Annotated in this window: 16 protein-coding genes; 3 read left to right on the top strand and 13 right to left on the bottom strand. The window is 63.8% G+C overall.

Annotated elements, in window-relative coordinates:
* Positions 1 to 30: 30 nt before the first annotated feature.
* Both IVB19_RS17895 and IVB19_RS17890 read right to left on the bottom strand, forming a co-directional pair.
* The gene (locus IVB19_RS17895; protein ID WP_247338011.1) at positions 31 to 1,440 is read right to left on the bottom strand and encodes an efflux RND transporter periplasmic adaptor subunit; all 1,410 of its coding nucleotides are present in this window, start codon (positions 1,438 to 1,440) and stop codon (positions 31 to 33) included.
* Positions 1,430 to 2,914 carry an efflux transporter outer membrane subunit gene (locus tag IVB19_RS17890; protein WP_026233443.1) on the bottom strand — a complete coding sequence of 495 codons (1,485 nt, stop codon included), beginning with the start codon at positions 2,912 to 2,914 and terminating at the stop codon, positions 1,430 to 1,432. The genes IVB19_RS17895 and IVB19_RS17890 overlap by 11 nt, the downstream gene beginning before the upstream one ends.
* Positions 2,915 to 3,638: 724 nt before the next feature.
* Here IVB19_RS17890 and IVB19_RS17885 point away from each other — a divergent pair.
* Positions 3,639 to 4,673 carry a cysteine synthase A gene (locus tag IVB19_RS17885; protein ID WP_204511168.1) on the top strand — a complete coding sequence of 345 codons (1,035 nt, stop codon included), beginning with the start codon at positions 3,639 to 3,641 and terminating at the stop codon, positions 4,671 to 4,673.
* A gap of 21 nt (positions 4,674 to 4,694) precedes the next feature.
* Here the strand turns inward: IVB19_RS17885 and IVB19_RS17880 are convergent, their stop codons facing one another.
* The 8 genes from IVB19_RS17880 to IVB19_RS17845 form a co-directional block, all read right to left on the bottom strand.
* Complete coding sequence (locus IVB19_RS17880; protein WP_018457795.1) at positions 4,695 to 5,228, bottom strand: DUF805 domain-containing protein; 534 nt, start codon at positions 5,226 to 5,228, stop codon at positions 4,695 to 4,697.
* Between the two features lie 135 nt (positions 5,229 to 5,363).
* Positions 5,364 to 7,604 carry an O-linked N-acetylglucosamine transferase, SPINDLY family protein gene (locus IVB19_RS17875; RefSeq protein WP_018457794.1) on the bottom strand — a complete coding sequence of 747 codons (2,241 nt, stop codon included), beginning with the start codon at positions 7,602 to 7,604 and terminating at the stop codon, positions 5,364 to 5,366.
* A 113-nt stretch (positions 7,605 to 7,717) separates the two neighbouring features.
* Positions 7,718 to 9,958 (bottom strand): O-linked N-acetylglucosamine transferase, SPINDLY family protein, encoded by a 2,241-nt coding sequence (locus tag IVB19_RS17870; protein ID WP_247338013.1) that lies wholly within the window; start codon positions 9,956 to 9,958, stop codon positions 7,718 to 7,720.
* Positions 9,959 to 10,083: 125 nt separating this feature from the next.
* Complete coding sequence (locus IVB19_RS17865) at positions 10,084 to 12,324, bottom strand: tetratricopeptide repeat protein (RefSeq protein WP_018457792.1); 2,241 nt, start codon at positions 12,322 to 12,324, stop codon at positions 10,084 to 10,086.
* Positions 12,325 to 12,424: 100 nt separating this feature from the next.
* Entirely contained in the window at positions 12,425 to 13,162 is a 738-nt protein-coding gene (locus IVB19_RS17860; protein ID WP_018457791.1) for an amino acid ABC transporter ATP-binding protein, read from the bottom strand.
* Between the two features lie 11 nt (positions 13,163 to 13,173).
* Positions 13,174 to 14,694: an amino acid ABC transporter permease gene (locus tag IVB19_RS17855; RefSeq protein ID WP_018457790.1), complete on the bottom strand. Its 1,521-nt coding sequence runs from the start codon at positions 14,692 to 14,694 to the stop codon at positions 13,174 to 13,176.
* Positions 14,691 to 15,896, bottom strand: a complete 1,206-nt coding sequence (locus IVB19_RS17850) for an amino acid ABC transporter permease (RefSeq protein WP_018457789.1) — start codon at positions 15,894 to 15,896, stop codon at positions 14,691 to 14,693. The genes IVB19_RS17855 and IVB19_RS17850 overlap by 4 nt, the downstream gene beginning before the upstream one ends.
* Positions 15,897 to 15,921: 25 nt before the next feature.
* Positions 15,922 to 16,932, bottom strand: coding sequence for an amino acid ABC transporter substrate-binding protein (locus IVB19_RS17845; protein WP_247821645.1), 1,011 nt, complete (start codon positions 16,930 to 16,932; stop codon positions 15,922 to 15,924).
* Between the two features lie 395 nt (positions 16,933 to 17,327).
* On the opposite strand from IVB19_RS17845, the gene metC reads away from it, so the two are divergent.
* Both metC and IVB19_RS17835 read left to right on the top strand, forming a co-directional pair.
* A complete protein-coding gene (metC, locus tag IVB19_RS17840) occupies positions 17,328 to 18,512 on the top strand; it encodes a cystathionine beta-lyase (protein WP_018457787.1) in 1,185 nt (394 codons plus the stop codon).
* A gap of 133 nt (positions 18,513 to 18,645) precedes the next feature.
* Positions 18,646 to 20,337 (top strand): Na/Pi cotransporter family protein, encoded by a 1,692-nt coding sequence (locus IVB19_RS17835; protein ID WP_018457786.1) that lies wholly within the window; start codon positions 18,646 to 18,648, stop codon positions 20,335 to 20,337.
* A gap of 6 nt (positions 20,338 to 20,343) precedes the next feature.
* Here the strand turns inward: IVB19_RS17835 and IVB19_RS17830 are convergent, their stop codons facing one another.
* From IVB19_RS17830 to IVB19_RS17820, 3 genes are all read right to left on the bottom strand, one after another.
* Entirely contained in the window at positions 20,344 to 20,682 is a 339-nt protein-coding gene (locus IVB19_RS17830; protein WP_007591223.1) for a lipid-A-disaccharide synthase N-terminal domain-containing protein, read from the bottom strand.
* Complete coding sequence (locus tag IVB19_RS17825; protein ID WP_018457785.1) at positions 20,679 to 21,425, bottom strand: glycosyltransferase family 2 protein; 747 nt, start codon at positions 21,423 to 21,425, stop codon at positions 20,679 to 20,681. Before IVB19_RS17825 ends, IVB19_RS17830 begins: the two co-directional genes overlap by 4 nt.
* A 63-nt stretch (positions 21,426 to 21,488) precedes the next feature.
* Positions 21,489 to 22,334 (bottom strand): phosphatase PAP2 family protein, encoded by an 846-nt coding sequence (locus IVB19_RS17820; RefSeq protein ID WP_085385250.1) that lies wholly within the window; start codon positions 22,332 to 22,334, stop codon positions 21,489 to 21,491.

Here is a 22,334-nt window from a genome sequence, read left to right as displayed (position 1 = left end):
CGCCTGCCGCTCAGGCGGCTGTTGTCGGGATCATGGCTGCTTAGCTCCACTTCCCGATGCACCCGGACTTGACGGAGGCCCTGGTGCCGGTCCGGTCTGGCCCTTCTGGTCGCCTTCGCTGCTCTTGCGCTTGGCGCGGAACTCGCCGTCCTTGTCTTGTCCGTCCTTCTGGCCGTCTTTTGCGCCGTCCTTCTTTTGACCATCCGGCCCGCGCGAGCGCTTGCGCGGCGCGAGATCGGCCGACGGGGTCTGATCGTCGCGCCCGATGACCACCTTGGAGCCGTCGGACAGATTGGCAAAGCCCGTCGTGACGACCTTGTCGGTCGCCGACAGGCCACTGGCGATGACGGCGTCATGCTCGTTCTGCTGCGTCACCGTCACCGGCTTGGCCGAGACGATGTTATCCTCGCCGATGACATAGCTGAAGGTGCCGATCGGTCCGCGCTGCACGGCCGAGGTCGGCACCACCAGTGCCTGGGTCAGGGTCTCGACCTTGAGGCGGACATTGACGAACTGGCCCGGCCAGAGCTGGTAATTGGCGTTGGGGAATTCGGCCTTGAGCCTGAGCGTGCCGGTGGTCTGGTCGACCTGGTTGTCGATGCCGGTGAGCTTTCCGGTGTCGATCACTGTGAGGCCATCATTGCCGAACACGTCGACCGCGAGCGCGCCCTTCGACGCGGCGGCATTGACCCGCATGATCTGCTGCTGGGGCAAGCTGAACCACACCGCGATCGGCTGCAATTGCGTGATCACCACGAGGCCGGTGGTGTCGGAGGCGTGGATGATGTTGCCTTGATCGACCTGGCGCAGGCCGGCGCGGCCCGAGATCGGCGCCACGATCTTGGTGTAGCTCAGCGTCGCCGCCGCATTGTCGATCGCGGCCTGATCGGCCTTGACCAGCGCCTCGGTCTGCGCGACCAGCGCGCGCTGGGTGTCGGCCTGCTGCTTGGATCCGGCGTTGGACGCGGCGAGCTGCTCGTAGCGCGTGAGGTCGATACGCTGGTTGGCGAGCTGGGCCTGGTCCTGCGCCTTCTTGGCGACCGCCTGATCGTACGTCGCCTGATAGAGCGCCGGGTCGATCTCGCCGACCACGTCGCCTTTCTTGACGTCCTGTCCCTCGGTGAAATTGACCGCGATCAGCTTGCCGTCGACCTGCGAGCGGACGGTCACGGTGTTGAGCGCGCGGATCGCACCGACGCCGTCGAGATAGACGGGAACGTCCTGGATGCGGGGCGTCGCCGCCAGCACCGGCACCGGCAGATCCGGCCGTTGATTGCGGCCGTTCGCCTGCTGCGGCTGCTGGTGCCAGGTGGTCCAGCCGTAGTAGCCGAGCCCGCCGAGGATCGCCAGCGTGATCAGGGTCATGACGAAGCCGCGCCCGCGCGACTTCTTCGCCGTTCCCTCCTTCACGCCTTGCTTGGTATCCGGCTTAAAGAGCATTGACCGGTTTCTCCATCCTCGGCTCCCAGCCGCCGCCGAGCGCCTGATACAGGCTGACGATAGCAAGAAGGCGGGCAAGTTGCGCCTGCGACAGCGCGTCTTCCGCCTGGAACAGGGTCAGTTGCGTATTGAGCACGGTGACGATGTCGGCCGTGCCCGCGCGCAACTGCTGCTCGGAGAGATCGAATGCGCGGCGGGAGGCGTTGAGGACGTCACGCTGCAATTGCAGCCTGATCGTGGTCTGCTTGATCGAAAACAGCGCGTTGTCGACATCGGCAAAGGACTGGATGATGGTCTTGCGGTAAGTCTGGAGCAATTCGTCCTGCCGCGCCTTGGCAAATTCGAAATTGCCGAGGATCTTGCCACCGTCGAAGATCGGCTGCGTCGCGCTGCCGACGAGCTGGAAGAACGCCGCATGCGGCTGGAACAGCGAGACCAGGGCCGAGCTTTGATAGCCGCCATTGCCGGTGAGCTGGATGGTCGGAAAGAACTGCGCGCGGGCATTGCCGACGTTCGCTGTCGCGGAGGCGAGCTGGGCCTCCTGCCTGCGGATGTCGGGCCGTTGCGTCAGGAGCTCCGACGGCAGTCCCGGCGTCACGCGCGGAATCGCGATCCGGTTCAGCGAGCCGCCGAGCACGCGCACGCTCTCCGGCGGCCGCGACACCAGGACTGCAAGCGCATTGACGTTCTGGTCGAGCGTCTGGCGCAGCGGCGGCACCAGTGCCTTCTGGTTTGCGAGCACGCTCTCCTGCTGGGCGACGTCGAGGTCGGTGCCGGTGCCGGCCTTGCGCCGTTCCCTGACGGCATCGAGGATGCGTTGCGCGCTCGCGATGTTGCGCTGTGAGGTCCTGATGCGATCCTGCGAGGCCAGCACCTGGAAATAGGCGTTAGCGACGCCTGCAAGCGTGGTCAGCGCAACGACGTCGCGATCGAAGCGGTTGGCATTTGCCGTCTCTTCCGCCGTTTGCAGGGCGTCGCGATTTTGGCCCCAGAAATCGAGCTGGTAGCTCGCGCTCAGCGAAGCCTGGTAGTTGACGACCTCACGGCCGCCATTGGTTAGCCCCGAGGCGGAGGAACCGGAGGTGCGCGAATAGGCCTCCTGCCCGGTGCCGGACAGGCTCGGCAGCAGCGCCGCACCCGCCTGCCGCGCCTGAGCGTCGGCCTCGACGATGCGCGAAACGGCGGCGGCGATGTCGAGGTTGACGGTGTGCGCCTCTTCCATCAGCTGTGTCAGCTCCGCGGAGCGGAAGCTGCGCCACCAATCCAGCGACGGCGGCGCATCGGCCTTCCCGGCATATTTGTATTGCGTGGGAACGTCGAGCGCGGGATCAGGAAGATCCTGCGTCAGCACGCAGGCGCCCGAACCGGCGGCGAGGCAAGCGACCGCAAGCCAGCGCGCCGCACGTCGCGTCCGGGACGTCGCGCCTGGTGACCGCCGCACGGCGATCGCCGGAACACGTTGTGTCACATCCACCCCCCGCCGGGCAGATCGAACCGCCGCCGCGCGGCCGGATTAGCCGATTCGCAGCGCGGTCGTCGGGGGGCTTTGGACAACTCGTTCACAAGTGATGCTTTCGGCGAAATTGTGCGCCTCATACTAGCCGGACGCGGAACCGCGGGACAGTCCCGCAGTTGCGATGTGCCCCCCAAAGCGCGACGATCTTAGAGCTGAGAAAATACAAAAGGGTGCTGTCCTGCAGGTGTTTCTTGAATTTCAGGGCCGTTCCTGAGTGCGTTCGAGCTTACCAAGATTTCATGTGATACTGCCGCCACACCGACGCCAACCCCCTCCAATCCGCCTGCACCGCTCGCGATGCGGCTTCAGTCCGGCCGCGAAACCGGGCCTGGCCACTTTCGCGAGGTTGTCCATTATCGGAAAACGAATAAGCGTTCGTCGTGCCGATATCTTGACCGCCTCCCGCGTACTATCCGCACTCTTCGACGGCGACGGCTGACATCCAATGGAGGGTGCGCTGGCGACGACCCTTATCTTCCATGTTTTGGCAGAAGCCGGCCACATCCTCCTACCGATATCCCGCGGCGTAGCACAGCAGCAGCGGCGATCTCTCCTTCCAAATTTTCACTGCTTACGGGGATTTTCGCGGGTTTCGCCGCAGCGCAAAAGCCTTCCCCTTTGGCATTTCAAGCACTAGGTTCTGGCCAACCTAATCAACCCCTTGCCAGTGATTTCCCCTGACATGACCATCAAAAACGACGTTGTCGAAGCCATCGGCAACACCCCGCTGATCAAGCTCAAGCGCGCTTCCGAACTGACCGGCTGCACCATCCTGGGCAAGGCCGAATTCATGAATCCCGGCCAGTCGGTGAAGGATCGCGCCGGCAAATGGATGATCCTCGAGGCCGAGAAGCGCGGCCAGCTCAAGCCCGGCGGTCTCGTCGTGGAATCGACCGCCGGCAATACCGGCATCGGTCTTGCGGTCGTGGCCAGCGCCCGCGGCTACCGCACGCTGATCGTGATCCCGGAGACGCAGAGCCAGGAGAAGAAGGATTTTCTGAAGCTGTGCGGCGCCGAGCTGCTGGAATCGCCGGCCCTGCCCTATTCCAATCCGAACAATTACCAGCATGTCGGCCGCCGTCTTGCCGACGAGCTGCGCAAGACGGAGCCGAACGGCGTGCTGTTCGCCGACCAGTGGAACAACCTCGACAATGCGAAGGCGCATTACGAGTCCACAGGTCCCGAGATCTGGGAGCAGACCGGCGGCAAGATCGACGGCTTCGTCTGCTCCGTCGGCAGCGGCGGCACGCTGGCCGGCACCAGCCGCTTCCTGAAAGAGAAGAGCAAGGACGTCAGGATCGCCTGCGCCGACCCGCACGGCGCCGGCATGTATGAATATTTCAGAACGGGCGATGCCAAGGCGACGCCGGGCGGCTCGATCACCGAGGGCATCGGCCTCAACCGGGCGACCGCAATCGTCGAGAGCGCAAAGGTCGATGACGCCTATCTCATTCCCGATGCGGAAGCAGTCACGGTGATCTACGAACTGCTCCAGCACGAAGGCCTGTGCCTCGGCGGCTCGACCGGCATCAACGTTGCCGGCGCGATGCGTCTCGCAAAACAGCTCGGGCCCGGCAAGACGATCGTCACCGTGCTTTGCGATTCCGGCAGCCGTTACCAGTCGAAGCTGTTCAATGCGGACTTCATGCGCGCCAAGAGCCTTCCTGTGCCTGAATGGCTGGAGAAGCGCAGCAACATCAAGCTGCCGTTCGTCTAGAACGTTCCGGAAGCCGGCCGTCTAGCTCCAGTTCGAGCGAGACGATCCCTGCGACACCCGCGCGAGGCGCTCGTTCGATAGCGAAGGCTTGTTCGCGCGTGTGCGCGGCGGGAGGGGAGCGCCGTAGGAGCCCTCGCTGTCGCCGCTCGGCCAGAACATGAGCGCGAGCATCAGCGCGAGGTTGACGAGCGCGCCGACCGCCGTTGCCTGGTGCTCCTCCCCGATCGCCCAGGCCGGAAACCGGCCCGCGACGACATGGTCGACGATCATGAGCGCGAACCAGGCAGGCACCACGCAGACCGGATCCCAGCCGATGTCGCGGATGCGCATCGATTGCAGCGTGAGGGTCGCAACTCCGAAGAACACGATCGCGGCGATCATCGCCCAGCTCTTGGTGAGGTCTTCGGGTCGGATCGCGCCGGGCGAGGTGTTGTTCAGCACGGCCATTGCGATTGCAAAGCAGATCGCCGTCATCACGATCGCAAGCGCGACCGTCGCGAGGAAGAAATGCAATCGCCCGAGCCGGGCGTTCAAGCCGAAGACGAAACCGAGCATTGGCGCACCCTTTTGGCGCCACATGCCCAGAGATAGCTTTCGGAGCCATGAACCGGCACGGTCGCGCAGCGCCGCATGGTTTCCGGAGGACTAAGGTGGCCGGCGCAATTCGAGGCTACGCCCCAACCGGCAGGGTCAGGCGCCCCCGCTGCCTTCGACAGCCGCGGCACAATAGTCGCGCCAGAACTGGCGATAGCCCGCTTCGACCTTGCGCGTGTAGATTTCGACATTGCCGGCGGGAGACGCTGCGATCCGGGCCGGCAAGTCGCTGCGCAACCTCGCCAGATACGCCGGCTGCGCCGCATATTTGCAGGCGATCGCGGCATAGCCCTCGTCGTCCTCGGCGACCCAGTCGTCGAGACCGACCGCAGCCACGATCGAACCACCGGCACGCGACGAGGCGCCGTTGCCAAGCTTGGCCACGACCGGAACGCCCGCATAGAGCGATTCCCAGGTGCTGACGCCGCCGTTTTGCGGGAATGTGTCGAGCGATATGTCGACGTTCGCAAACGCCCGCAGGTGCTCGGGGCGCGGCGACGAGCCCAGGCAGGTGACATTCTCCTCGGCAACGCCCTGTGCCACGAACCGCGCGACCAGATTGTCGCGCAACATGGGATCGTCAAGCAGAGTATGCTTGATGATGATCTTCGAACCCGTCACCTCGCGCATCACTTTCGACCACACCCCGATGGCCTCGTCTGAGATCTTGTAGATGCGGTTGAACACGCCGAAGGTGACATGGCCGTTGCGGAGCATGGGCGGCTCCGATGCAGGTAGATCCAAAATGGGATCGATCGTGATCAGGCACGGCAGGTCGTAGACCTTTTCAGCCAGCAGATGGCGCGCCGATTGCGGAATGAAGACCGGATCCGCGAGCACGTAGTCCATGGTCTGAAGGCCCGTGCCCGTGGCGTGACCAAACCCGGAGACTTGGATCGGGGCCGGCTTGCGGGCGAAGACATGGAGCCTGTTGCCGGTCGTGTGCCCGGATACGTCGATCAGGATATCGACCTTGTCGGCCTGGATGCGATCGGCCAACTCGTCATCCGACATCTGCCAGGCGTCGACCCAGACATCCGCCGAGGACCTAAATGCGGCGGTCATCTCATCTCTTACCGGCGAGCACGAATAGCAGACGATCTCAAACCTGGCGTGATCATGATGGCGCAGCACCGGCAACAGAGCGAACGCCGCCGAGTGATGCCAAAACTCGGCAGCAACATAGCCGACCACGATCCGCCTGTCGGGATCAAGCTGCCGGGGGGCAAGAGTCCTTCGCGGCAACTTCGAGCCGATCGCGTCCCACCACTGCTTTCGTGCGGCCTGCTGAACCGCGAAATCGGCCTCGGAGAGATAGTCGAGGAAGAAGATCTTCCGGCCGATCAAGGATGCATCCGGCACAATGGCCAGCGCCGCATCGAGAAGCTCGATCGCCGACGCGATCTCTCCCTGATTTGCAAAACAAGCGCTCAGCAGCGCCATCGCGATCGCTGAGCTTGGATATTCCTCCAGCAACATGGTGCAGGCTAAAATCGCTTGCGCCGTGTTTCCCATGGCGAGCGCGACTTGTGCCTTCCCCTGCAAGGCCACCTCGAGCTTGGGCGCAAGCGCAAGGGCCGCGTCGAAATCCGCCGCCGCCTGTTCCAACCTCGACGTCTCAAGATTGAGCCGTCCACGGTTCGCCAGGATTTTCGCCGAGCCTGGCCTGATCGCGAGCGCCGCCTCCAGCGCGCCTTTGGCCTCGTCGAAGTTTTTGAGCTCGATATTGACCAAACCTTTGCCGACGAGCGCCTCGACGTTTCGCGGCTGAAACAACAGTGCGCGCTCGAAGCTCTGTTTGGCGCGATCAAGCTGGCGCAGCGCGAGCTCTGCCAGGCCGCGATTGCAAAGCGCATCGGCATGATCGGGCTTCAGCCCGATCGCGCGATCGTACATTTCGATAGCCTGCTCGACACGGTTTAGATGCAACAAGGTATTTCCGAGATTGGCCAAGGCCATCGGTAAGCTGGGCTTCAACGCGATGGCTCTCTCCAGGGACGTACGCGCGTCCTCATATTCCCCAAGTGCGAAATGCGTGGCTCCCAAATCGGAAAAAGCCTGTGCCGAGCGTGGGTCGACCGTCACGGCATATTTGAGGGCCTGTTTCGCTGCCTCGAAGTGTCGGCTCGCGAACGCGCCCAAGCCAAGCAGGTGCAAGGCGCCGAAATGCTCCGGAAGTTCATTCAGGATCTGGCGGCAGAGCGCCTCGGTCTCCGCATACCGGCCCTGGCCATAGGCCGCATTCGCGGTCGAAATGATCGCGTCCGCCTGCTTCTTCAATTTCTTCTGCAATCGCGCGTTCTGGAACGCGCGCGCGCCGGCGCCGCTGCTCTGCAAGGATTCTCTCCGGAGGATGTCCGAGACGATTCTAGCTGATTCGCGGCCAGAGCCGCCGGTTTAGGCGGCCCGGCAATCCCCCGGAAGATGCCGGTGCCCAACCCGGGCCTCGCCTACGCAACGTCAGCGTTATCCGCGGCGGCGGCACAATAGTCGCGCCAGAACTTTCGGTAACCCGCCTCGAGCTCCCGCGTGTAGGTCTCGACATTTCCGGCGGGCGAAGCCGCGATCCGGGCGGGCAAATCCGCGCGCAATTTCGCCAGATAATCGGGCTGCGACGCAAACCTGCGAGCGATCTCGACATAACCATCGTCATCCTCGGCCACCCAGTCGCCGAGGCCGACGGCAGTCACGATAGAGGCGCCGGCACGCGAGGAGGCCCCGATGCCGAGCTTGGCCACGACGGGAACGCCCTTGTAGAGAGATTCCCAGGTGCTGATGCCGCCATTTTGCGGGAACGTGTCGAGGGACATATCGACCTGGGCGAAAGCCACCAGATGGTCGTCGCGCGAGGTGGTGCCGAGGCAGGTGATGTTCTCCTCGGTAACGCCCTGCGCCAGGAAGCGCGCGACCAGGCTAGCGCGCAGCAGGGGATCATCGAGCAGACCATGCTTGAGGACGATCTTCGATCCCGGCAGCTCCCGCATGATGCGCGACCACACACGGATCGCATCATCCGATATTTTGTAGATGCGGTTGAACACGCCGAAGGTGACGTAGCCGTTGCGGAGCATCGGCAGCTCCGAAGGCGCCAGATCCGAGACAGGCTCCATGGTGATCAGACACGGCAGATCGTAGATTTTCTCGGCAAACAGATTCCGAACCGACGGCGGAATGAAAATGGGATCCGCGAGCACGTAGTCCATAATCGGCATGCCTGTGCCCGTCGCGTGTCCGAAGCCAGTGGCCTGGATCGGGGCCGGCTTACGCGCAAAACACTGCAGCCTGTTACCGGTCGTGTGGCCCGAAACGTCGATCAGGATGTCGACATTGTCGGCTTGGATACGATCGGCGAGTTCGTCGTCCGAAAGCCCCCAGGCATCGACCCAGACGTCGGCCAATGATTTGAACATGGCGGTGTACTCGTCCGCGCCCGGCCATGAGTAGTAGCAGATGATTTCAAATTTAGTGTGATCATGATGGCGCAGCACTGGCAGCAGCGTGAGCCCCGCGGAGTGCTGCCGGAATTCGGCAGCGACATAGCCGACCACGATCCGCTTTTCCGGGTCCAGCGGCCGCTTCGGCAACTCCCTTCGCGGCTGCTTGGAGCCGATCTGGTCCCACCAGGATTTTCGCACCGCCTGCTGGACCACGAAATCGGCCTCGGCGCGGTAGTCCTCCAGGAAGATCTTTCCTCTGATCGCATCCCCATAGTCCGGCCGGACTGCCAGCGCGCGATCGAGATACTCGATCGCTGCGTCCATGTCCCCCTGGTTCGAATAAGAGAAGCCCATCAGCGCCAGCCCCACCTCGGAGCGCGGATTTTGCTCGATCAGGGCCGTTGCGGCTGCCATCGCCTGCGCGGTCTTTCCAATGACGAGGCAGGCCTGGGCCTTGCCGCGTAGCGCCAGCTCGAGCTTGGGCGAGATCGCAAGCGCCGCCTCGAAATCCGCAAGCGCGGGCTCCAGGCGCTGCAACTCGTAACTGAGCCGCCCGCGTTGGGCCACGATCCTCGGCGAGCCGGGCTTGATCGCCAGCGCCATGGCAAATTTGGCGGCCGCCTCGTCGTGGTGCCGCAGCTCCATGCTGACCATGCCGCTGCCGACGATAGCCTCGGCGTGACGGGGCTGAAACAGCAGGGCGCGGTCGAAGCTTTCCTTGGCGCGCATGATCTGTCCAAGCACAATCTCGACCATACCGCGATTGCAGAACGCGTCGGCATAATCCGGCTTGATCTTGATGGCGCGCTCATGCAGCTCGAGCGCCTGTTCGTACTGCCCCAGATGCATCAGCGTGTTGCCGAGGTTGGTCAGCGCGACCGCAAAATTCGGCTTTAGCGCGATGGCCCTCTCCTGGCACCGCCGCGCCTCCTCGTAATTGCCGAGATCGAAATGCACGGTCGCGAGGTTGTTATGGGCATCGTGCAGGCGCGGATCGAGCACAATCACGCGCTTGAGCAGCTGTTGCGCCTCCTCCAGGCGCCGGCCGTCATGCGCGCACATGCCGAGCAGGTGCAGAGCGTCGACATGATCGGGCAGCGCTTTAAGGATCTCCCGGCAGAGTGCTTCAGTCTCAGCATATCGGCCCTGGCCATAGGCGGTAGCCGCGGCGGAGAGGACGGCGTCCGCCTGCTTCATCAATTTCTTCTGCAATCGCGCGTTCTGGAATGCGCGCGCGCCGCCGCTGCTCTGCAAGGTGTCTCTCCGGAAGATGGCCCGGGGCAGAGTCTAACTGATTCGCAAGCCCGACCTGCCGGTCAGCTGGCACGGTGACACCCCCGGGATTTCCCGGGGCTCAGCGGCCCGGCGCTGCCGGTCCCCTACGCAACCTCGCTGCCTTCGACAGCCGCGGCACAGTAGTCGCGCCAGAACTGGCGATAGCCCGCTTCGACCTCGCGCGTGTAGATTTCGACATTGCCGGCGGGGGACGCTGCGATTCGGGCCGGCAAGCCGCTGCGCAACCTCGCCAGATACGCCGGCTGCGCCGCATATTTGCAGGCGATCGCGGCATAGCCCTCGTCGTCCTGCGCGATCCAGTCGTCGAGACCGACCGCAGCCACGATCGAACCACCGGCACGCGACGAGGCGCCGTTGCCGAGCTTGGCCACGACCGGAACGCCGGCATAGAGCGATTCCCAGGTGCTGACGCCGCCATTTTGCGGGAACGTGTCGAGCGATATGTCGACGTTCGCAAAGGCCCGCAGGTGCTCGGGGCGCGGCGACGAGCCCAGGCAGGTGACATTCTCCTCGGCAACGCCCTGTGCCACGAACCGCGCGACCAAATTGTCGCGCAACATGGGATCGTCAAGCAGGGTATGTTTGACGATGATCTTCGAACCGGTCACTTCGCGCATCAATTTCGACCACACCCGGATGGCCTCGTCCGAGATCTTGTAGATGCGGTTGAACACGCCGAAGGTGACATGGCCGTTGCGGAGCATGGGCGGCTCCGATGCAGGTAGATCCAAAATGGGATCGATCGTGATCAGGCACGGCAGGTCGTAGACCTTTTCAGCCAGCAGATGGCGCGCCGATTGCGGAATGAAGACGGGATCCGCGAGCACGTAGTCCATGGTCTGAAGGCCCGTGCCCGTGGCGTGACCAAACCCCGAGACCTGGATCGGGGCCGGCTTGCGGGCGAAGACATGGAGCCTGTTGCCGGTCGTGTGCCCGGATACGTCGATCAGGATATCGACCTTGTCGGCCTGAATGCGATCGGCCAGTTCGTCGTCCGACATCTGCCAGGCGTCGACCCAGACGTCCGCCGAGGACCTGAATGCGGCGGTCATCTCATCTCTTACCGGCGAGCACGAATAGCAGACGATCTCGAACCTGGCATGATCATGATGGCGCAGCACCGGCAACAGAGCGAACGCTGCCGAGTGGTTCCTCAATTCGGAAGCGACATATCCGATCAAAATCCGCTTGTCCGGATCAAGCGTGCGGGGCGCCAACGCCCTTTGCGCCAATTTGGCGCCGATCGCGTCCCACCATTGTTTTCGCGCAGCCTGCTGAACCGAAAAATCGGCCTCCGGGAGATAGTCCAGGAAGAATATCTTGCGCCCGATCAAGTCCGCATAATCAGGCGCCATTGCCAGCCCGGCGTCGAGATGTTCGAGCGCCGTCGCGATGTCTCCCTGGCTCGCATAGCAGGAAGCCAGGAGCGCAATTCCGATGTCGGACCGCGGATTTTCCTCCAGCAAGGTCTCGACGGCCGCAATCGCCTCGGCCGTGTTGCCCTTGACAAGGTTGACTTGCGCCTTTCCCTGCAAGGCCACTTCGAGCCTCGGCGAAAGCGCCAGCGCCGCATCAAAGTCCGCGAGCGCCTGCTCCAGCCGCAACAGATCGAGATTGAGCCGTCCGCGCTGCGCCAGAATCTTCGGCGAATCCGGCTTGATCGCGAGCCCTGCCGCGATCGCCGCGGCCGCCTCTTCGTAGTGCCGGAGCTCGATGCATACCATGCCCCTGCCTGCGATCGCTTCCGCGTGACGCGGTTGAAACGCGAGGGCGCGATCGAAACTCTCCTTGGCGCGCTGGGACTGGCCTTCGATCAGCTCCGCCATGCCCCGATTGCAAAATGCATCGGCATAGTCCGGCTTCAGCCTGATAGCGCGATCGTGCAGCTCGATAGCCTGCTCGGCGAGGCCCATGTGCAGCAGCGTATTGCCGAGATTGGTCAAGGCGATCGGAGAATTCGGCTTCAGCGCAACGGCCTTCTCCTGGCATGCGCGAGCCTCCTGAAACTTCTGGAGGGTGAAATACACCGCCCCGAGATTACCATGGGCATCGGGCGAACGCGGATCGAGCACGGTCGCGCGCTCGAGCAGTTGTTGCGCCTCATCGAGCCGCCCGCCATCATACGCGCGCAGACCGAGCAAGTGCGCGGCGTCGAAATGATCCGGAACCTCCGTCAAAATCCGGCGGCAGAGTGTCTCGACCTCCGCGTATCTGCCTTGGCCGAGTGCCTGAACCGCGGCGGACATGAGTGCGTCCGCCTGCTTCTTCAATTTCTTTTGCAATCGCGCGTTCTGGAATGCGCGCGCGCCGGCGCTGCTCTGCAAAGTCTCTCTCCGGAGGATGGCCCGAAAAGAGCTTGGCCGATTCGCATGGTGCCAAGCTGGCGGGCCGGTTAGACCCGCGACGCCACCGGATTGCAGGTGCTCAGCGCAGGATCTGGCTCAGGAACAGTTTTGTTCGGGCGTGCTGTGGGGCCGCGAAGAACTCGTTGGGCGTGTTGGCTTCGATGATCTGGCCCGCGTCCATGAACACCACGCGGTTGGCGACCTCGCGGGCAAAGCCCATCTCGTGGGTGACCACCAGCATGGTCATGCCCTCCTCGGCAAGGTCGACCATGGTGTCCAGCACCTCCTTGACCATTTCGGGGTCGAGCGCCGAGGTCGGCTCGTCGAACAGCATCACCTTCGGGTTCATCGTCAGCGCGCGGGCGATCGCGACGCGCTGCTGCTGACCGCCGGACATCTGTCCCGGAAACTTGTTGGCCTGGTGCGGGATCTTGACCCGCTCCAGAAACTTCATCGCCGCAGCCTCGGCGTCCTTCTTGGGGATGTTGCGCACCCAGATCGGCGCCAGCGTGCAATTGTCCAGCACGGACAGGTGCGGAAACAGGTTGAAGCTCTGGAACACCATGCCGACTTCGCGCCGCACCGCATCGACGTGCTTGAGGTTCGGCCCGAGCTCGATGCCGTCAACGACGATCTCGCCTTCCTGAAACTCCTCGAGCGCGTTGATACAGCGGATCAGCGTCGACTTGCCCGAGCCGGAGGGGCCGCAGATCACGATGCGCTCGCCCTTCTCGACCGTAAGGTCGATGTCGCGCAGCACGTGAAACTCGCCGTACCATTTGTTCAGGCCGGAAATCTTGACGATGGGGTCGGACATGGTGACCTCGATCAGTTGCGGCGGTGAGCGTTGAGGCGGTGCTCAACGAAGAGCGAGTAGCGTGACATTCCAAAGCAGAAGATGAAGTAGATGATCCCGGCGAAGGCGAACCCTGTGAAAGCGGTCGATGGCGACGACCATTTCGGATCCGAGAACGACGCCCGCAGCGAGCCGAGGAGATCGAACAGCGCCACGATCGAGACCAGCGAAGTGTCCTTGAACAGCGAGATGAAGCTGTTGACGAGGTTCGGAATGACGTGGCGTAGCGCCTGCGGCAGCACGATCAGCGAGGTCGTCTTCCACCAGGACAGCCCCAATGCCGCGGCCGCCTCGCCCTGCCCGCGCGGGATCGCAGCCAGCCCGCCGCGGACGTTCTCGGCCTGATAGGCGCCCGTGAACAGAGAGATTCCAATCAGCGCACGCACGAGACCATCGACCGTGAAATTGCCCGGCAGAAACAGCGGCAGCATGTAGGTGGCAAAGAACAGCACGGTGATCAGCGGCACGCCGCGCCAGAACTCGATGAAGGCGATCGAGAAGATCCGGATCAGCGGAATGGTCGAGCGGCGGCCAAGCGCCAGCGCAATGCCGATCGGCAGCGAGGTGACGATGCCGGTGACGGAGACCACCAGCGTCACCAGAAGTCCGCCCCACAGGTTCGTCTGCACGATCGGCAGTCCGCCGTGATCGAGCCCCATCAGCTTGATCACGATTGCGATGGCGGCGAAGGTGACGATGCTGGATGTGAGGGCCCGCCCCCCGGTGCGGAGGCCGCCGCCGAGAACGAAGGCGATCAGTGAGACGATCGCGGCAGTGATGGCGAAATCGGCCCAGACCGACTGGCCTGTCCCCTGCAACTGGTCACGCAGCCAGGTCAGCGGAAAGATCAGCCAGTAGATCGCGGTACCCACGAGCACGATGACATTGCCGACGACCCACAACAGCGGTGCGGCAGAGGAGGTCTTGCCGAGACCGAGCAGAGCCTGCCCAGCGCCGATGATGCTGTCGTCGAACAATTGCAGCAGGTCAGCGGTCCAGCTCAGGCCAAATCCCTTGATGCCGCCGCCATGCAGCAGAAAGAATGCGACCACCGGAAACGCAAGGAAGAACAGGCCAGCGTTCAATCCTTTCGACGGCAGTCGCGGAATGAGCAACGGCACCAACAGGACTACTGACAACACGAGCGTGAGGTTGACCCGCCAGCGTTCGGCTTCGGGGTAGAAGCCGTAGATCAGTTGCGGCAGCTTGGCCTGGATGTAGGGCCAGCAGGCGCCGACCGTAAAGCCGGCGTTCTCGGCGAGGCAGGCCGTGCGATCCTTGCCGGTCCAGACTGCATCGACCATCAGGAATTTGACGGAAGGAATGATGGTGAACCAGAGCAGCAAGGCGCCGACGATCGTGAGCAGGATGTTGGTCGGCGAGTTGAACAGGCGCGTCCGCACCAGGCCGACGAAGCCCGTGGTCTTCACCGGCGCGGGACGCTCATCCAGAAGATCCCGGCGAACGAAACTGGACGAGGTGATATCGCTCATGCGCCGAGACTCCGGCTGACGCGCCAACCGTAGACGCTCATGACGGCGCTGGTGATCAGCGAGATCAGGAGATACACGCCCATCGTCATGGCGATGATCTCGATGGCCTGCCCGGTCTGGCTCAGCGACGTGCCGGCGAACACGGAGACGAGGTCGGGATAGCCGATCGCGACGGCCAGCGACGAATTCTTGGTGAGATTGAGGTACTGGTTGGTCAGCGGCGGAACGATGACGCGCATCGCCTGCGGCACGACGACCAAGCGCAGCGTGGTGCCGCGGCTCAGGCCCAGCGACGATCCCGCCTCCATCTGTCCGCTGTGGACGGAGAGGATGCCCGCGCGCACGATCTCGGCAATGAAGGCGGCCGTATAGGTCGACAAGGCCAACGTGAGCGCCACGAACTCCGGGATGATCCGCGAGCCACCGGCGAAATTGAAACCCTTGAGCTGCGGCAGCTCGAAGCTGAAGGGCAGACCCGCTACCAGCATGGTGACGAGCGGCAGTCCGAACAGCAGGCCCAGCAGATAGGGCCAGATCCGGATCACCTGACCCCGCTCGAACAGCGCCCGGCGCGCATGGATGCGCAACGCCACCGAAGCCACAATGCCGAGGGCCAGCACCGCCAGAAACGCCTCGAAGCCGCTCTCGCCGATCGGGCGGGGAATGACGAGACCGCGATTGCTGACGAAAGCTATGCCGAGCAGCGAAATGCTCTGTCGTGGATTGGGCAAGGCCGCGAGCACCGCCAGGTACCAGAACAGGATCTGGAATAGCAGCGGCAAGTTGCGGATGATCTCGACATAAATTTCGCCAATGCGCGCGAGCAGCCAGTTGGGCGACAGCCGGCACAGCGCGACGATGAAGCCGATCAAGGTGGCGAACACAACGCCCACCACCGAGACCACGAGCGTGTTGAGGAGCCCGACCAGGAATACGCGCAGGAACGTGTCCGAGCCGGTATACGAGATCAGCGTCTGATTGACGTCGAAACCGGCGTTGTTCGCGAGGAAGCCGAAGCCGGCGGCAATATGCTGGTTCTCGAGGTTGGCGCGGGCGTTGGAGACGATTTCATAGGCAATCCAGCCCAGGATCGCAGCGAAGGCAAACTGGACGGCGATGCCGTTCCAGCCTGTCTTGCCCCCCAGCACCCGCCTGATCTTCAGCGCGATCTGGGGCGGGGGTTTGCGAGCCTCGATGCTCATCGCCGCGAGCGCGGGTCAGGCCGGATCAGCGGATCGGCGGGGCGTATTGGAGACCGCCCTTGTTCCAGAGATTGTTGAGACCCCGATTGATACCGAGCGGCGAGCCTGCGCCGACATTGCGGTCGAACACTTCGCCGTAATTGCCGACGGCCTTCACGATGCGCACCACCCAATCCTTGCTTATGCCGAGCTGTTCACCGAAATTGCCATCGGTACCCAGAACGCGCTTCAGTTCAGGATTTTCCCCTTTCGCCTTTTCGTCGACGTTTTTCGCGGTCACGCCGAGCTCTTCGGCGGTGATCATGGCAAACAGCGTCCATTTCACGATGTCGAACCATTGGTCGTCGCCGTGGCGCACCATCGGACCGAGCGGCTCCTTCGAGATGATTTCCGGGAGCACCATGTGATCGCCGGGATTGGCAAGCTTCAGGCGGTTGGCGTACAGGCCCGACTGGTCGGTGGTGAAGACGTCGCAGCGCCCGGCCTCGTAGGCCTTGACCGTTTCGTCGTTGGTGCCGAACGCGATCACCTCGTACTTCATGTTGTTGGCCTTGAAGTAGTCGGCGAGATTCTGCTCGGTCGTGGTGCCGGTCTGGACGCAGACCGACGCGCTGTTGAGCTCGAGCGCCGAGTTCACCTTGAGCGACTTCTTCACCATGAAGCCCTGCCCGTCATAATAGGTCACGCCGGTGAAGTTGGCGCCGAGCGAGGTGTCGCGCGAGATGGTCCAGGTGGTGTTGCGCGACAGCACGTCGACTTCGCCGGATTGCAGCGCCGTGAAACGGTCCTTGGCGGAGAGCGGCACGTATTTGACCTTGGTCGGATCGTTGAAGATCGCCCCGGCGATCGCGCGGCAGACGTCGACATCAAGCCCGGTCCAGTTGCCCTTGTCGTCCGGCGAGGAGAAGCCGGGCAGGCCCTGGCTGACACCGCAGGACAGCATGCCGCGGTCCTTGACGGTCTTGAGCGTTTGCGCATCGGCGGCTTGGGCAGTCAGGCCGGCGGCGAGAGCGAGAGCCAGGGTTACGCGTTTCATGGGCTTTGGGCCTTTCAAAGTCGTCTCAAGGTCAGGAACGTTGTCTTTGCGATCGCCTCTGCCAGGGCTAGCCGTCTCAAGACCAGCCCTGCAAGAGTCATGCTGGAAATCCTTGCCGATCACCCGCCGATCCCGGGAGGCCCTGCCTTAATCCCCGCCGACAGGCGCCCGCCGTTACGGCTGTGGCGCTTGGTCCGGTCAGGCGATGGATCGAAGGTCGCGGCAGGCCCCTCAACATGCGGCGACTGAATAGCACCTGCGATAACAGAACGACTGGCCTGCCGGGTCAAGGGGTTGACGGGACTCTTCTGTGTTCTGTTATTAACGACAGCGGCCTTTCGGCCAGCCCGCGGGCGCAGCGTGCCTGGTGGAAACGCGCTTTTGAAAGCAGACGCATGGATTCCTCACCCCCCTCCGAACAGCACGCCGAGACCCGGCTGGTCACCTCCGGCCGCGACACCAAGGCGCAGAAGGGGTTTGTCAATCCTCCGGTGTTCCACGGCTCGACCGTGCTCTATCCGACCGCCGAGGACCTGCACGCCCATCGCGGCGAGTTCACCTATGGCCGCCATGGTTCCCCCACCACCAAGGCGTTCCAGGAGACGCTGATGACGCTAGAGGGGCCGCAATGCGCCGGCGTCGGCATCGTGCCGTCGGGTTTGTCGGCGATCTCGACCACCCTGCTCTCGGTGCTGAAGGCCGGCGACCACATCCTGGTCTGCGATAACGTCTATCGGCCCTCGCGCAATTTCTGCAACGGCATGCTCACCCGCTACGGCGTCGAGACCACCTATTTCGATCCGATGATCGGCGCCGGCATCGACAAGCTGTTCAGGCCCAACACAAGCGCTGTGCTGGTCGAGGCGCCAGGCTCGCAGTCGTTCGAGATGCCAGACATCCGCGCCATCGCCGAGGTCGCGCATGCCCGCGGCGCGATCGTCATCGACGACAACACCTGGGCGACGCCGCTCTATCACCGCTCGCTCGAACAGGGCGTCGACATCAGCATGCAGGCCGCCACCAAATATATCGGCGGTCATTCCGACATCATGTTCGGCACCATCTCGGCCAATGCCAGGGCATGGCCGCAGATCGCCGAAGGCATCCGCCTGCTCGGCGTCTGTGCCGGTCCCGATGACGTCTTCCTGGCACTGCGCGGCCTGCGTACGCTGTCGGTGCGGCTGGCGCAGCATCATCGCTCCGGGCTCGACATGGCGCGCTGGCTTGCGAGCCGTCCCGAGGTCGCGCGCGTGCTGCATCCGGGGCTCGAGACCGATCCGGGTCATGCGATCTGGAAGCGCGACTTCACCGGCGCTTCGGGCCTGTTCAGCATCGTCTTGAAGCCGGCGCCGCAGAAGGCGGTCGACACCATGCTCGATACGCTCAAACTGTTCGGCATGGGCTTTTCCTGGGGCGGCTTCGAGAGCTTGGCGATTCCCTTCGATTGCGACGCCTATCGCACCGCCACGACATGGTCGCCGGGCGGCCCGACGCTGCGTCTGCATATCGGGCTCGAAAGCGTCGACGACCTCAAGGCCGACCTCGATCGCGGCTTCGCTGCCCTCAAGGCAGCAATGTGAGCCTGCTCACAAGGCATCACGCCGTGGGAACGTGCAGAAGCCGCAAACGTTAACGCCGACGCGCCAACGAATGGTTTGAACCTCAAGCATTTGGCGCTAGCCTCACCAATCGACTCCAATCCGGACACGGAGCATGGGAACGTTGGTACTGCTCGATCTGATGGGCGGCGTGGCGCTGTTGCTGTGGGGCCTGCACATGGTCCACAGCGGGATTCTGCGCGCCTTTGGCCCGGACTTGCGACGGCTCCTCGGCAAGGCGCTTGGTAACCGCTTCAACGCGTTCGCCGCCGGTCTCGGCCTTACTGCCCTGCTCCAGAGCAGCACCGCGACCGCGCTGCTCACGAGTTCGTTCGCAGCCGAGGGCTTGCTCAGCCTGGTCACCGCGCTCGCCATCATGCTCGGCGCCAATGTCGGCACGACGTTGATCGTGCAGGTGCTGTCGTTCAACATCGCCGCCGTCGCGCCGGTCCTGTTCGTGCTCGGACTGGTCGCCTTCCGCGTGGGTCCACGCTCACGGATCAAGGACGTTGGCCGTGTCTTGATCGGCCTCGGGCTGATGCTGCTGTCGCTGCACATCCTGCTCGACACGCTGGCGCCGGCCGAGAACGCGCCGGGCGTCCGCATCGTGATGTCCTCCATCACGGGCGATCCCGTTCTGTGCATCGTGATCGCGGCGCTCGTCACCTGGGCGGTGCATTCGAGCGTCGCCAGCGTGCTGCTGATCATGTCGCTCGCCTATTCGCAGTTCATCTCGCCTTACGCGGCGCTCGCACTGGTGCTTGGCGCCAATCTCGGCAGCGCCATCAATCCCGTATTCGAAGGCGCCAAGCGTGACGATCCCGCCAGTTATCGCCTGCCGGTGGGCAATCTCGTCAACCGCGTGATCGGGATCGCCTTGGTCCTGCCCTTCCTGGGCCCGATCGCCGAGCACATGCACGCCTGGCAGCCCGATCTCGCCAGGATGACGGCGGCGTTTCATATCGCCTTCAACGTCGGCACGGCCATCATCTTCATCGGCCTGCTCGATACCGTGTCGCGCCTGTTGACCCGGCTCCTGCCCGATCGTGTTCAGGAGGCCGATCCGGCCCGGCCGCGCTATCTCGACGAAACCGCGCTGGAGTCGCCGTCGCTGGCGCTGGCCGATGCCGGCCGCGAAACCCTGCGCATGGGCGATCTCGTCGAGATCATGCTGCGCAAGGTGATGGCGGCGATGATGAGCGGCGACCGTGCGCTGGTCGACCAGGTCTCGAAGATGGACAACATCGTCGACGGCCTCGACGAAGCCATCAAGCTCTACGTGACTAAACTCATGCGCGGCAGCCTCGACGAGAGCGAGGGCCGGCGCGCGATGGAGATCATCTCCTTCGCCATCAATCTGGAACATATCGGCGATATCATCGACAAGAGCCTGAGCGAGCTCGCGACCAAGAAGATCAAGCGTCGCTTCCAGTTCTCGCCCGAGGGCGCCGAGGAGCTCGCCGCCTTCCACAAGCGCACGATGGATTCGCTGCGCATCGCCTTCGGCGTCTTCATGTCGGGCGACGCCAACGAGGCGCGCAAGCTGCTGGTGGAGAAGACTGCGCTGCGCAATACCGAGCTTGCCGCCGTCGAGCGCCACCTCGACCGCCTGCGCGAGGGCCGCCCCGAGACAATCGAAACCACGTCGCTGCATCTCGACGTGCTGCGGGACCTGCGCCGCATCCACTCGCATATCTGCTCGGTCGCCTATCCCGTGCTCGACGCGGCCGGGGAGCCCCATCGCAGGCACGAAGCGGAGACCGCCGCCCTGCCCGCGCCGGGCGCGGCGTCCGCGTTGCCGCGCTAGCCTGGATCAGCGCTCCAGCGTCTTTGACGCGCGGCCGCGGTTCTTCACAATCAACATGATGTTACGGATATAGATGATGGTCGCGAGCGCCTGGCCGAGGATGATGACAGGCTCGCGCTTGACGACGCCATAGACCAGCGTCATCAGCCCGCCGCCCATCGAGCAGAACCAGAACGCCATCGGCACCACGCTGTTGCCGGCGCGCTCGCTCGCGATCCACTGCACCAGGAAGCGTGCCGTGAAGAACAGCTGCGCGACGAGGCCGAACGCGAGCCAGAAGTCGAACTTGGCCACGAAGACATCGTAGAAATAATTGCTCAGCGCCTGACCGTATTGGATGATCATGCCGTCACCTCAGTCACATCCGGCGTCGGCTTCTTGCGGCGGATCAGCCACCAGACGCCCACGAGATCCATGATCCCGATCCACAGCCGGTCGAAGAAACCGTAGTTTGACACGCCGGAGCGGCGCGGACGGTCGATCACGTCGACATAGGCGATCTCGTAACCCTCGCGGCGCACCAGCGCCGGCAGGAAGCGGTGCAGCCCGTCGAAATAGGGCATCATCAGGAACACCTCGCGCCGGAACGCCTTCAGGCCGCAGCCGGTGTCGCGCGTACCGTCCTTCAGGATCGCGTTGCGGACGCCGTTGGCGACACGTGACTGGAATTTCTTGAAGCCGGTATCCTTGCGGCCGACGCGTTGTCCAGCCGCAAGTCCGACCTTGCTTCCGTTCTCGACAGCCGAAATCAGGTCCGGCAGGAAGGCCGGATTGTTCTGGCCGTCGCCGTCGAGCGTCGCCACGATCGCGCCGCGTGCCGCACGCACCCCGCTGCGCACGGCCGCGGATTGGCCGCCTGATCTGGCATGGCGCAGCTGGCGCAGATTGTCCCGCTGCTTCATGACCGCGCCAAGCCGTTCGCCGGTCGCGTCCGTCGAACCGTCATTGACGTAGATGATCTCATAGGCCCAGCGGCCGTCGAGCGCCGCGCCGATCTCCTCGATCAGCGGCACGATGTTGTCGGCTTCGTTGCGCACGGGAACGACGATGGAAACCGAGGGCTGGAAAACCGAAGGCTGGGACGACAAATCGAAGCTCGTGGTTGGAATTGGCTTGGCTCGGGAACCGGCGGTCCCGGCAGGCAGCCGCTTTTATGGGGCGGATGCCCCGTGGGCAACCCTTTTGAGGCGGCCTGAGACTGCCCCCGCAAGAGGCACAATGGTCCCGTCGGCACGGATGGCAAAGCCGAGCCTGCGGGCCGCGAACCAGTAGCGCACCGCCATCGCGCCGACCATGCCGACCAGGGCGCCGGCCACCACGTCACTCGGGTGGTGCGCAAGCAGCACCAGTCGCGTCAGCAGGATCACGATCGCGTAAGTGAACATGAACACGCGCAGGCGCGGCCACAGCGCCGAGACCGCAAACGCCAGGGCGAACGCCGTCACTGCATGCCCCGACGGCAAGCTGGCATAGGCCCCGGTCCCCTCGAACGGGATGAAGTTGAAGGGATTGGCCTTGCCGCCGACAAACGGACGTCCGCGGCCGATGAGATATTTCAGGATCTCGGCGACGAATATCGGCACGGCAACAGACAGAAACACGAACTGCAGCCGCGTGCCGAGGCCGAGCAGCAATGCGCGGCTTGTGCCGTGCAATCCCGCCGCAACCAGCACCAGCACCACCAGCACACCCCCGAGCACCGAGAGCACATACTCGTCCTTGCCGAAATCGGTGAGGATGCGGATCGGCCACAGGCCTGGCGTGCCACGCGGCGGCATCAGCTGGATCTCGGTCAGGTCGAACACGACCATCAGCGCGATGACCAGGGCTGCACCTGCAGCACTCAGCCAAAGCGAATGCCGCGCCAGCTTTCGCGCGGCCTCGGCGCGGCGCGAATGCGAGGGCGTGCGCACGAGCTGTGCCAGGGCGCGCCCCGAGAGCGTGAGCAATTGTGCGGGATAGCTCGCGCGCGGCGAGATGTCGGTTGGTGCCGACAT

This window comes from Bradyrhizobium sp. 187, from assembly GCF_023101005.1.
GTDB classification, from domain to species: domain Bacteria; phylum Pseudomonadota; class Alphaproteobacteria; order Rhizobiales; family Xanthobacteraceae; genus Bradyrhizobium; species Bradyrhizobium canariense_D.
Note: the sequence above shows the minus strand (reverse complement) of the source record. Positions and strands in the feature narration are given on the sequence as shown.